The sequence below is a fragment of the Vibrio sp. 10N.222.52.B7 genome, assembly GCF_041474275.1.
Lineage (GTDB): Bacteria > Pseudomonadota > Gammaproteobacteria > Enterobacterales > Vibrionaceae > Vibrio > Vibrio crassostreae_C.
The window spans coordinates 14,313-27,101 of sequence record NZ_JBFRTU010000070.1 but is presented as its reverse complement, the minus strand read 5'-3'; the positions used below and the strand labels follow the sequence as shown (position 1 = coordinate 27,101).

The window sequence follows — 12,789 nt, the reverse complement described above, 5'->3', positions numbered from 1 at the left end:
GATTTTTCTACATGCAGCATAGTTTTCATAACAATCATGAACTAATATTCTTTTACAACAAACATAACAGGTATCAATATGAAAAATTACGACCCAAATGAATTGGACGCTACGCAAGTATTACTTGATGGTGTCGATACAGATAAACGTTCGACTTTGACTAAGTTAGCGGTTGGGGCTGCGGCACTGCCTTTTGCCTCTGTTTTACATGCAGCCCCTGAAAAACTGGTTGGCCAAAACATCAAACTGATGCCTAACGAGAAAGGGCCATTTGATATCGTTATCGAAAATGGCCGTGTTGTTGATCCTGAAACTGGACTCGACGCAATTCGTCACGTCGGTATTAAAGGTAAGCGTATTGCTGCAATCTCAGACAAAAAGCTGCAAGGCAAAACAATCATCGATGCTGAAGGTCTCGTGGTTGCACCTGGCTTTATAGATATGCACGCTCACGGACAACAACTTCCTGCTGCCCGTGCTCAAGCATTCGATGGCGTAACCACCGCTCTTGAGATGGAATCTGGTCTATTCCCAATCGGAACGTACTACGATATTACTGCTGCTGAAGGTCGCCCGATTAATTACGGCGCTTCTGTAGCATGGACTTACGCTCGTATTCAAGCAAAAGAACCTACGATGCCTGCTCCTGATGGTACGATTGTTTGGTTCCAGAAAGCTTTTTCTAAAAACAATTGGCAAAATACCCTAGCAACCCCAGATGAATTAAAACAAATTCTGGGCTCGGTTGAGCAAGGTCTTAAAGAGGGGGGCTTAGGCATTGGTATTAACGCGGGTTACGCACCAGGTTATGGCCACAAAGAGTACTATGATCTTGCTAAACTAGCAAAACGCTATGAAGTACCAACTTACACTCACGTTCGTTACCTAAACAGCGCAGAGCCAAAATCAAGCTTTGAAGCATACCAAGAACTCATTAGCCTGTCGGCGACAACGGGTGCACACATGCACATTTGTCACCTCAACAGCACGTCAGTACAAGATATCGAAGATTGTGCCGATTTAGTTCAATCCGCCATTGATCAAGGTTTAGCCGTTACTACTGAAGCTTATCCTTATGGTGCTGGCTCTTCCGTTATTGGCGCAGAAGTTTTCCGTGGTGACGATTGGTTACAACGTTGGGGTGTACCAAGCGCTAGCTACATGGAAGCGAATGGTAAAGCACTAAACCAAGAAAAAGTCACTGAACTACAAGCATCAGCGCCCGGTACCGTGGTTGTCATGCACTTCTTAAAACCCGATGAGAACAAAGAAGATCGCGCTAAAATGGACCGTTCAGTATTGTTCCCAGGTGCAGCTATCGCTTCAGATGCAATGCCTTGGATGGATGATAAAGGCGTATTAATTGAAGGTGATGTATGGCCACTTCCAAGCAACGCAATAGCTCACCCTCGCTCACTTGCTTGTTTCTCTCGTTTTATTGAAAAATATGTAGAGGAATACAAAGCGGTAACACTAGTAGAAGCGATGGAAAGAACTAGCTTAAACGCATGTCGTATTCTTGAGGATGCTGTGCCACAAATGGCAAATAAAGGTCGTATTCAAGTAGGTAAAGATGCTGATTTAGCTATTTTCAAACTTGATGAAGTAAAAGCCGTTGCAACATTTGATAAACCAAATGCCCTTTCTACAGGCATGAAATACGTACTTGTAAACGGGACACCTATCATTGAAGCTGGTGAAATGTTGTTAGATTCAAACCCAGGTGAAGCGGTTCGCAACAAAGTTACGGGCTAAGTTATCCTGACTTAAAAGGTTGGGCATTAGCTCAACCTTTTTTATTGCTTACCGAGTAAATATAGACAACGAAAATCGAAAGAGAGCATGCTATGAGCAAGAAGCCTATTCCAGTAACAATTTTAGCCGGATTTTTAGGAGCAGGGAAAACGACCCTACTAAACCATATATTAACCAATGCAAATGGAATGCGCATGGCTGTGATCGTCAATGATTTTGGATCAATCAATGTTGATGCGGAGTTAGTTAAATCTGAAAGTGAAAATATGATCAGCCTAGAGAATGGCTGTATCTGTTGTAACCTTGCAGAAGGACTAGTCGTTTCGGTAATGCGTTTACTCGCATTAGAGGAACGCCCAGACCATATTATTGTTGAAACTTCAGGTATCGCAGAACCCAAAGAAGTGGCACTTCAATTTGAAGATCCGGAACTGCAAGCACACGCACCTTTAAATGCAATCGTGACGACGATCGATGCGGAAAACATTTTAGGGCTAGAAGGCCCAATGGAGACGTTGTCGAAGCAGCAAATTCAAGTGGCTGACATTGTTCTGGTTAATAAAGTTGACCTAGTCGATGCTGATAAACTAGAGCAAGTCAAAGCATGGTGCCGAGTACAAGCTCCGTTTGCTAAATTGATTGATATTTCATTCGGCGAAGTGGATTTACCTATCTTATTTGATGCCCCTGAAAGTACGCGCTTTGTCACTAACAAAATAGCGGCTGATCAAAAGGAATGCCAGCACCATGATTGTCATGATGAGCACTGTCATCACGTGAACCATGATTTCGAAACATTCAGCTTTGAAACTGATAAACCGCTTAATCTACAAAGTTTGTATCCTCTACTGCAACAGTTTTCAATTGATGCTTATCGCATGAAAGGTATTTTAAATTTAACCGATCGTCCTGATCATCGCTGTGTATTTCAGTGCACGGGTCAGCGAGCCAATGTGACGGTTGGAGATGCATGGGAAGATGATGAATCTCGTTCGTCACGGTTAGTCTTCATTGGACCTAAAGGTGGCCTTGATAAAGAGAGTATGCGTAAAAAACTGAACGCACTGGTGGCGTAGTTAGAACGGAAATGGAGTAGATGGCAAGCCTATCAACCTAGCGCTTGCCTATCCCTAGCTTACCTCTGCCTACTTTGCATTGACTCATCCTAAGCATCCTTATCTTATTGAATTATTGGCTAATTTCGATTCTATTCGGTTTTTCCAAATCCATATTGCTCATTCCCCTCGCCATCTGAAACAAAATAGTCTTATCGATTTTCGAGACTCTGTTCATCAGTACCTTCTCAGAATCGTTTAACGTCAAAAAGCAGATAAAGACTCAATCGTGGGTTATTGGGGCGTGTTGATCAGCGATTGTTAGCTCGATGGTTAGTCCTCAATGATGGAATCAAAATGACGACTAAATATAGAATAAACCATGATTTGTCCCGCCATAATCGCGCCAAACATCAGCAAGGCGGACAGACCAATATTCGGAATGGGTAAAATGGAGGTCGCAAAGAAGGACTCACTTGCTCCGACAATGATTCGACTACCGGGGACAAGAATGATGATCCCTTGAATAATGTATATGAGTGGTGGAACGTGACGCAATTTTCCCATCCCCAACCCGTAAAGCGTAATGAGTATTGTGCTTACCCATGTACCTACAACCCAATCGGAAGTAAACCAATGTGGCCCCCACATGCCAATTGCCGCGACAGGAAGGCCTAAGAGAATTTCTGTCATACTTGCGTTGAAAATAAGGCCAATAGCGACAGAAATCCCGATCAGTGCGGTGACATGAAGAACGAATGGGATTTCATCAATAAATACCGGTACCGATAATGGTTGATTGATTATGTTGGCTAAGCCTAACCCCATAACAATGCCGATGAATATTTTCATTACTATGAGTGCGCTTTGTGCAAGCAGTTCGATACCTGACCGAAAGTCATTGAGAGCAAGACTGGCTAAGCCGTTGGTGACGGTTAACCCAGGAATAAAAAGGACAATGGAAGAAATGCACAGTGCCAATGTTGGTAAGCCGGGAACCTGTGCCGCTATCATACCGGTTAAAAAACTGGCTACTAAGGCGACAAAGAACTCGACAAGAATGCTTCTTGGCCCAGTCAGGAAAATTTGTGCTAGCCAGGCTATAGCGCCCAGAATAATGGATAAACCGACCGCCAGATAAGTACTGCCAACTAACATTAAATAACATGGCGGAAGCAATAAATTGGCAAAGCACAAGGTACGATTCGAGTAGGTTTCTGAACCTTCGTAATGGGAATGAGTCGAAAACCCTTTAAGCGTTGCGACTAAATCACGTAAGTTAACCGAGGGTGGTTTTTTGTTTTCCATCACGACTTTTTGCGTGGGTTGATCAAAAATAGTGATGACTTTTGTCGGGGTCACATCAATAGAGACATCAATGTTCTGGCGTTTTGCATAAGCTTGAGTGTATTGAGCTACCGAGTAAGGCGCACAACCAGATTGATGTAATCGGTCCGAAAAGCTCAAAATTTCTTGCTGGCATTGTTCGATATGATTTGTTTGTTTCATTCTGTTTGTTTCTCAATAACCAAGGCGATATATGTTTGAGGGGCATTCTAATTCAATAGTATCCTCATTCAAGCGTAACCAATAGTCGTGTATAGAGGACGGGCTCCTACAAACGAACAAGGCAATGGTTAAAAAGATAGGATTCATTGAATGAGAGGTTATCAGTTTATCGTTGAGGTAAATCAGTCATTGTTGAAGCTGCAACCTCAAAAATAGATCCGCTCACGCAGCTATTTGAAGGCGTAAAACTCCAAATCCATGAGGTGATTGATTTAACTCTGAGGCTTTTAGAAAAGCTCGGTAATGAGTAAAGGAAACTAATATTTAGGAAATGGAAGCCTAAATAAGATTGATGATGAGCGTTAGAATCACAACTAGAATGGAACCGACATAAGCAATTTCAATAATGTTTGAATCAATCCAGTTGCAGTATGCTTGAATTGCTAAACTCAGTTTGTTTTTCATAATGGCCTTTGGAAAATTAACCGAAATCTACTGTAAATAATAGCTTATTATGAGTGAGCTTTGATGACGGTTTCAAAGGTTCCTTAGCGCTAACAGTGTGATTGCGGCGCTCACGTATTAACAATATCGTCCCGTGGGTTCATGGGGCGGATACAGTCGATAAGGTTTAAGAGCAGAAAGTTGGGCTAAAAAAGAGGTTCGACCTAGTGAGTCAGAAACAGATAAACGGCTCTTTTATTGAGTGGGTGCTGGATTCGAAATCTAGCTCACGAAACCTTAGAGATTGAGTCTACTCAGTGATCTCTTGCAGCACTTCTCCGATTGACCCGCTTGGTTGGGTGATACCCAGTTTGTTCGAAAGCGTTGGCGCAATGTCATATGGCGTCACTGGTCGCGATACCTTCTTAGCTTCAACGTCGTAGCCTGCAAAGATCACAGGCACATGAGTGTCGTATTTCCACGGAGAACCATGTGTAGAGGCAATTTGGAGGCCTTCCATGTCGTTAATGTAGCTGCGCGGTGCAAATACTACGTACACGTCGCCAGAACGAGCAGGGTGGTAGTTGTTTTTAATTAGCTGCATCACATGCGTATCCGGTACTCGGTTAGCCGCAATGTCACTACTTGATACAGCAAACGCAACACCTTTCACTTTTGCAATTTCATCCGCAATAGCTTCTTGGACCTTAGCCAGATCAAGCTTCTTCTCAGCGATCAGATCATGATTCAGATAGATGTAAGGTTGTGCGTACAAGCGAATCGCGTCTTTGGTTAAACCAAATTCATCCTTCAATCGTTTCTCAACACCACTCGAGAGTAGTGTGTCTTTATTGAAGTATTGAGCTTGATTGAAACCAAGCGCATTTGCCGCAGGTGAAGATTCAGGTACACCGTGGTCGGCAGACAGCACAATCAATGTGTTTTCTAGCCCGACTTGGTTATCCACGGTTTTGAAAAGCTTAGCGAGAGTCTTATCAAGTCGGATAAGGTTGTCTTCTGTTTCTAGGCTTTCAGGGCCGTAAAGGTGCACCACGTAGTCATTTGATGAGAAACTCACTGACAGATAATCGGTCACGTCGCCTTGGCCAAGCTTCTCTTGCATCAACAAGGTGCTAGCGAAGTTTTCCGTGATTTCGTCACCAGCAGGGCTGACGGTTAGCGTTGTGCTGTAGTACTTGTAACTTGCCGGGCCATAAGGATGAGGGAAGGTGCGTTGGAAGTCACCGAGTTTCACTTTGTGTTCGGTATCGTGTTCTTGCAACGTGTACTTATCACGCGGTAATGAGAGCTCCCATTTCTGTTTGGAATACTGAGCAGCAATCGCTTTCTCGTTCCAGCGTGATACCCAATCTGGATACTCGTCATAGTAATAGTTACTGGTGACAAACTCCGATTGTGCTTTGGAGAACCAGAAGGCTTTACCACTGTGTCCTGCCAATGAGATTGCGCCGCGGTCTTTCACTGATACACCGAATACTTTTGATTTGCCACTATTGGAAATCGTCAGTTCGTCACCAAACGTGGTGGAGAGTATTGGCTCTGGAGAGCGGCCATCGCCTTGTGCTGTCTTCTGCGTTGGGTCGATCTCTGTTGCTTTATCGACACCTGCACCAGAGGTCAGCATTTGGTAGTTACCGTCTTCTACGTTATACACCAAACGTTCTTCGCTACGGTCATACCAAACGTTACCTACCATGCCGTGTACGCTCGGTGGAGCACCTGTTGCAAGCGACACATGGCCCACGATCGTTTCCGTGTTGCCATGTTGGTAGTTTGCGTTGGTGTAGTAGGTACCATCATCCATTAAGTACCGGAAACCGCCTTCACCGAAGTTGTGCTTATATCGTTCGATTAGATCTGCGCGCAGGCCATCTACCGTGATTTGAAGGACTAGATTTGGCTTTTCCTCAGCTGAAGCTGGGAGAGCGCAGAGTAACGCGAGGGTTAGTCCTGAAAGCTTGGTGTATTGCATAGAGTTTCCTTATTCACTGTTGCCGCTGAGTTCTAATGTTTGGTCAGGTTTCCAACGTTTGGCCAGATTTGTAACGTGTGTGCAGTGCGAATCGTATTTTTAGTATTGTTGGTGACGATTAGTGAACCATAACCTTCGGCATCTTTAGTTAGTTCGCTTCGTTAGCTAGTTCACATCCTTAACTAAACGCAGCCCCATATCTGACATAGTGATCGATTGGCTTGCGAAGTCACGACGGTAACTTTCAGATTCATTTTCGTCATAAGCAAAGCTGCCACCGCGAACCGATTTGTGTGATAAACCGACGTCGCTGTGTTTTGCGTTGTTAGGGTTGTCTGTTGGACCGAATCGGTAGAAGGTGTCATCGAAGGCATCGATAACAAACTCGCCCACGTTTCCTGTCATGTCATATAAGCCTAGTTCATTTGGTTTCTTTAGCCCGACTGGATGTGCGCTATTTTTAGAATTTGCTGAGTACCACGCAACATCATCTAAGTTATTGGAACCACTGTAAGTATAGCCTTTACTTTTATTGCCACCTTTGGCTGCAAATTCCCATTCAGCTTCAGTAGGCAGACGGTATTCTTCACCCGTTAATTCATTCAACTGCTCAACAAAATAGTTTGCTTGCTGCCAACTAAGGTTATTGACCGGAACTTGTGGGTTTTGGAAATAACTGAGAGATGAACCCATCACCGATTCGAACAATTCTTGAGTCACCTCAAACTTCGCAATATAGAAACTATCTACAGTTACATTACGTGCAGGACGCTCTGCTTTGGTCGCTTCTGGACCGTTCGACCCCATGGTGAATGTGCCGCCTTCAACCAACACCATCTCTTGGTCAATTTGTTGGGCGATGGGGTGTGTAGGCACGCTTGCACAGCCACTCAGAAGGATAGTCATGGTGACGCTGCTAATTGTTGCTAACTGTTTGTAATTAAGAAATTTCATCACGTGCCTCAGATGTTCGAAATAGGGTCTAATTCTAACGTTTAAGGTCATTCCTATTGGTTATAAAGGGTATAACATGTCACCTGTTCGAATAGGAATTATGATGGGTCCAGAATACTAAAATAGGTAGGTAAATCATGCATATTACTCAAGGTACACAATATAACGGTAAAGCGTCTAAGCGCTTGCATGTCATGGCTAAGCCGATTGGCGCAGCATGCAACATTGACTGTAAATATTGTTACTACCTAAGTAAGCAAGATTTGTTGGAGTACAAGAAAGGCAGTTCTCCAAGAATGGATGATGAAACGTTAGAGACGTATATCCGACAATACATCGAAGGCCAGAATACGCCGGAAATTATCTTCTCATGGCAGGGTGGTGAACCTACCATGCTTGGTTTGGCCTATTTTGAACGTGTGGTTGAACTACAGAAGAAGTACCAACCTGAAGGTGTATTGATTTCAAACGACTTACAAACCAATGGCACGTTACTGAATGACGATTGGGGACAGTTCTTAGCAAAGAATAACTTCTTGGTCGGCTTAAGTATTGATGGCCCAGAGATGCTGCATAACGCCTACCGTACTAACCGAGCCGGTCGTGGTACGTTCAAACAAGTGATGGCGGCTGTTGAGCTGTTGCACAAGCACCAAGTGAAATTCGCGACGTTAACCTGCGTGAACAACCTGACCAGTCAAAATGCACTAGAAGTGTACCGATTCTTACGTGATGTGGTGAAGTCGCCACAAATGCAGTTTATCCCTATCGTTGAGCAAAAAACCTTTAGAACGGTTGCACCGCAAACCTCTCAAGTGAGCGAGCAATTGAAGCAGGGTGACAAGCGCCTGATCCCGGGTCATAAAGATTCAATCATGGAATCATGGTGTGTGTCAGATCTGGCGTGGGGTAACTTCCTGATTGCTGTGTTTGATGAGTGGGCGAAACACGATATCGGAAAAGTGTTCGTTCAATATTTCGAAGCAAGTTTAGAAACGTGGATTGGGCGTCCGAACCCATTGTGTACCTTGAACGAGATATGCGGAAAGGGTTTGGCAATGGAGCCAAATGGCGATGTTTTCTCATGCGACCACTATGTTTACCCTGAGTACAAAATTGGCAATATTCATCACGAGAAACTTGATGATTTGGCGTACAGCGCACCACAGCAAAAGTTTGGTTTTGCTAAATCCCGCACACTGACCAGTCAATGTCAGCAGTGTGATTACAAGTTCGCTTGTCATGGTGAGTGCCCTAAGAACCGCTTTATCAAAACTCGTGCAGGCGAACCGGGCTTGAACTACTTATGTGCAGGTTGGCATAAGTTCTTTTCTCATGTCGATAAGTCGATGGCGTACATCGCTCGCGCGATGGGGCATCCGGTTGCTCATGGTAAATTCAGCGACTCAGTATTGATGGCGCATCGAGCAAAACAGGCGCAACAAGCTACGTTCGAGACCAAGTTTTAACTCGTTCTTTGGATCAACAGGTCCAAGATAAATTTAATCAGATACGAGTCTAAGGACAGGCTAAGTTCTCCAGTTTAAGGTAATACTATGATGAAGAAGAGTTTAGCGACGGCTGTTGCTTTATTGATTTCAACGTCCGCATTAATTTCAACGTCTGCGATGGCTGCGAATAGCGTTCAACAAACGGTTGACGCGCCAGCACAAAATATCAATCAAGTGCTTGAAATGACGGACACTCAAACCCGCATTCAACAGTTGTCTTACATGGCACAAGATCAGAATCAATCTGTTGAAAATCGTACTGGTGCACTGCAAGAGCTTGCTTCATATCCAAGCCAAAATGCGCTGGTGGCGGTGGCAAGAGGCTTAAAAGATCAAAACCCTGAAGTTCGTGAAGCGGCGGTTATCGGTTCTGAACCTTACCAACTTGAACATCGCTGGGCGTTAGTTTCCCCCTTGCTAAAAGACAGCGATACCATGGTTCGCCATACGGCAACGTCAAACCTAGTCCGTGACTTCAATGCATTGGATGACGAGCAGAAAGCACAAATTGAACCACCAGTCATAGAGCTTATTAGCTTCTTGGAAACGCAAGAATCTGAAAAGTACCAATTACTGTTTGCTGATGTGCTTCGTTGGCACAATGACTGGGATAAGGCGGAAACGGTTTATCTAGAGCTGATCAATACGCATCCAAAAGAAGCGCAAGTTTGGTTGAGCTACGCAGATAATTTTCGAGCTCAGAACAAAGATAAGCAAGCAGTCGAAGTATTAGATCGTGGTTTGGAGAGCGTGCCAAACAACGCCGCTCTGCATTATTCGAAATCGTTGACTCTGGTTCGCCTTGAAGACAAAACTGCGGCAGCCAAAGAGATTGAAGTGGCTGCGAAGCTAGCGAAAGATAACAGCTACTACTGGTACCTAAATGGGGTATTACAAGAAGAGTTGGATATCGACAAGTCGACTAAATCGTTCGAGAAAGCATATTTGATCTCTGGTTCTCCAGAGCAGCTATACGCGGTATGCGATATCTATGTGCGCTACGGAAATGAAAAGACCGATGATTGCTTAGGTGAGCTAGGTAAAGTAGCTCCTGACTATGTTATTGATCAGTTGAAAGATAAACGAGTAGCGCCAAGCTCATAATATCCTAATGAGTAATTAGCGAAGCCTATAATGAAAAGCCAGTCGACACGTTCGACTGGCTTTTTCGCATCCATGAACTGCTTAGACGAGGTTCAAGCAACTAAAGACAAAATAAGGGCAAGCCTGTTACTTGCCCATTTCGTTTTATTATTCACCCATAGAGCTTGATGCACGGCGTCTGTCGGTCGCGCCATAGATCTTGCCATCTTTGACTTCAATGGCATTCAAGCCACTGACGACTGGAATGACATGCACCGGATAACCGAGCTGCATGAACTTTGGTACTAACATTTCGGCGTAGGTTTTCTTTTCGACGAGCAAACCCGTTGGGTCGTAAGGTTTGGTGCGATCAATCTTGGTCTTTGTCTTTTTGGTAAAACAGCGCAAAAGTACCGCCGCCAATCCCAGTCATATCCGTTCAACCACCGACATTGTCATCTGCATCGCCACCATTGCATCGACTGCATTACCGCCTTTTTTGAGTATCGAATACCCAGTGCTGCTTACGTATGGATTTGTTGCACTTACCATAAACTCTTCGCCAGTTTCGTCTGGCGTAATTGGAAAAGGATTTGGCTCAGCCGCGAAACCGACCGCTGAAACCAAACTTAAAGATAAAGTAGCTATTCGCATGCGTTCTCCGTTTAAGGTATCTGTTTATTCGCTTTTAGGTTGACCAAATTAAGGTAGTGAAGTTCGTGAGTTTGCAGCCTTCTTACACAATATTGACGGCTCTGACATTAATCGCCAAATCACCTAAATGTTTCTGTATTAAAGGATAGTTAAGACCAATGTTATGGCTTGTTAAGCATGACAATTCAAAGACATAAAAAAGCCCAGACTGTTTGATTAGTTTGGGCTTTTAATTCTATTGACGATGATTTTTACGCATTATTAGAAAACGAAACTCAACATGATGGTGTAAAGCACGGCGTCTTTATCATCAAAGGTGCCCTGTGGATAGAAGTCTTCGACAAACGCCCCGTTTGCTTTACGAGCTTCAAAATATTGCACTTCACCATTGATAGAAACGTTTGGCAGCACATCGTAATCAACTCCGACTAAATAACTGTTTCCGTTTAAATGCTCATGGTCGTCAAATTGTGCACCATAAACGACATAAGGAGTGAATGACCCTAAGTGGTAACCAAGACTTGCGTACATAGATGAAGAAACGTCACTGATTTGTCCTTCACTGGCAAGTACAACCTGACCAAATTCATACTCGGCACCTAACGACCAAAGTTGGATGTGCTGGTTCTCTTTTTCTTGTCGGTAGGGAACCAAAATAGGAATTCCAGGGACCGAAGTAAGGCCGGAAGCTGTCTGATCGAAATTTGAATCTAAGAAAGATAAATTCCAACGATAATCCTCTCCACTTAATTGTAAGTTGGCACCGAACATTCGATTGGTTTCAAATTCCAGTTTTGTAGTCGAGTCGAAATCTACGTCATTTTTATCTTTTATGCCGATAAACGGAGTAAGTAAAAGAGTAGCTTCGTCACTGACATCGTGAGTCCAGCTCACTTTTATGCCATTGAAAGCTGTGATTCCGAGAACGCTGTTATACACCTCTGTAGGTGGCCTCGCGGTCATATAGGCTTGGCCTACATAGTAGTACTCAGAGGCAAGGAACAGTGGCAGTCGTAATCGACCAATGCTGACATCAAAGTCATTAAATTCATAACCTAAGTAAGCCCACTCTAGCTGCGGCTCACTCCAATCATATTGGGGTGGCTTGACAACTTGCACGGAAGCTTTGAATGAGTTGTAGAAGTAATCGAGTTGAACACCAAATGTGGTATCACAGTCGTAACAGCTCTCATCAGTAAAACCGCGGTTGATGATTAATGGATTATCGTTATCCGATGTTGCCCAAGACGTTGAGCCAAAGCCACTCAAGGATAAATTATCGGTAAGTTCGATATTCGCAAAAGCCGGAGAGGCCATTGAGGCACATAACACTGACGTAATTATTCTTTTCATATTATTTCTCCGAACTTATAACGTAGAGAACGTTGGCATTTTGAGGAACCGAAGAGAGTGGGGAGTAACCAATACGGTTTGGTTTGTCATCAAGCCAGTCGACTAAGCTGTCGGTTGACGCCGTTTTGATTTCTCTTGGATAACGCGCTTTTCCTGAAAAAGATAAACCAGCCCAGTGTGCATTCATTTGAGCGGCATTTTTTCCAAGCAAAAGCTGATAAAAGTCCTCTCTTTCGGCACTGTTCTCAGGCCAATCAGACAGTTCAACACGTTTGCCATTGAGGTGCTTAGTTTTCCCTCTATAGAGCTTTCGCGCTTTGTTTATTGATATCTCTTCAAATCCGGAGTCTAAAGAAAATATGGCATAATCTTCAGCGGCGTGAGCAGGGCTTAGAAAAAGCAAGCTTCCTAATAGCCCTACCGCGACTGGCAACATGACTCTGCGGGGAAGTGTTTTTATTGTTCTAATCCAATCCAT

At 43.9% G+C, this 12,789-nt stretch carries 9 protein-coding genes and 2 pseudogenes; 4 read left to right on the top strand and 7 right to left on the bottom strand.

The features are described from left to right. The first annotated feature begins 78 nt into the window (after positions 1 to 78). Both AB4512_RS17535 and AB4512_RS17530 read left to right on the top strand, forming a co-directional pair. A complete protein-coding gene (locus AB4512_RS17535) occupies positions 79 to 1,755 on the top strand; it encodes an amidohydrolase family protein (protein WP_102319826.1) in 1,677 nt (558 codons plus the stop codon). A gap of 92 nt (positions 1,756 to 1,847) precedes the next feature. Beyond that, on the top strand, positions 1,848 to 2,831 hold the full coding sequence (locus AB4512_RS17530; RefSeq protein ID WP_372175261.1) for a GTP-binding protein: 984 nt from the start codon (positions 1,848 to 1,850) through the stop codon (positions 2,829 to 2,831). A 312-nt stretch (positions 2,832 to 3,143) separates the two neighbouring features. Here AB4512_RS17530 and AB4512_RS17525 read toward each other — a convergent pair whose 3' ends face one another. The 3 genes from AB4512_RS17525 to AB4512_RS17515 all read right to left on the bottom strand — a co-directional run bounded on the left by AB4512_RS17525 (position 3,144) and on the right by AB4512_RS17515 (position 7,710). Continuing rightward, positions 3,144 to 4,319 carry a threonine/serine exporter family protein gene (locus AB4512_RS17525; protein ID WP_372175260.1) on the bottom strand — a complete coding sequence of 392 codons (1,176 nt, stop codon included), beginning with the start codon at positions 4,317 to 4,319 and terminating at the stop codon, positions 3,144 to 3,146. 754 nt (positions 4,320 to 5,073) lie between these two features. Beyond that, complete coding sequence (locus AB4512_RS17520) at positions 5,074 to 6,756, bottom strand: alkaline phosphatase family protein (protein ID WP_017069461.1); 1,683 nt, start codon at positions 6,754 to 6,756, stop codon at positions 5,074 to 5,076. Between the two features lie 165 nt (positions 6,757 to 6,921). Continuing rightward, positions 6,922 to 7,710: an SUMF1/EgtB/PvdO family nonheme iron enzyme gene (locus tag AB4512_RS17515; protein WP_017060470.1), complete on the bottom strand. Its 789-nt coding sequence runs from the start codon at positions 7,708 to 7,710 to the stop codon at positions 6,922 to 6,924. 137 nt (positions 7,711 to 7,847) lie between these two features. Here AB4512_RS17515 and AB4512_RS17510 point away from each other — a divergent pair, with 137 nt between their 5' ends. Further along, positions 7,848 to 9,179, top strand: a complete 1,332-nt coding sequence (locus AB4512_RS17510; protein WP_372175259.1) for an anaerobic sulfatase maturase — start codon at positions 7,848 to 7,850, stop codon at positions 9,177 to 9,179. 87 nt (positions 9,180 to 9,266) lie between these two features. Beyond that, positions 9,267 to 10,325, top strand: coding sequence for a HEAT repeat domain-containing protein (locus tag AB4512_RS17505; RefSeq protein WP_017060468.1), 1,059 nt, complete (start codon positions 9,267 to 9,269; stop codon positions 10,323 to 10,325). Between the two features lie 147 nt (positions 10,326 to 10,472). On the opposite strand, the pseudogene AB4512_RS17500 reads toward AB4512_RS17505, so the two are convergent. The 4 genes and pseudogenes from AB4512_RS17500 to AB4512_RS17485 all read right to left on the bottom strand — a co-directional run. Further along, positions 10,473 to 10,685, bottom strand: a pseudogene (locus tag AB4512_RS17500) (gamma-glutamyltransferase); the annotation flags it as partial. Next, positions 10,681 to 10,958, bottom strand: a pseudogene (locus AB4512_RS17495) (gamma-glutamyltransferase); the annotation flags it as partial. The pseudogenes AB4512_RS17495 and AB4512_RS17500, both read right to left, overlap by 5 nt. Positions 10,959 to 11,219: 261 nt before the next feature. Then, positions 11,220 to 12,311, bottom strand: a complete 1,092-nt coding sequence (locus tag AB4512_RS17490) for a sulfate ABC transporter permease (RefSeq protein WP_372175258.1) — start codon at positions 12,309 to 12,311, stop codon at positions 11,220 to 11,222. A 1-nt stretch (position 12,312) separates the two neighbouring features. Continuing rightward, positions 12,313 to 12,789, bottom strand: a complete 477-nt coding sequence (locus AB4512_RS17485; protein ID WP_017060466.1) for a hypothetical protein — start codon at positions 12,787 to 12,789, stop codon at positions 12,313 to 12,315.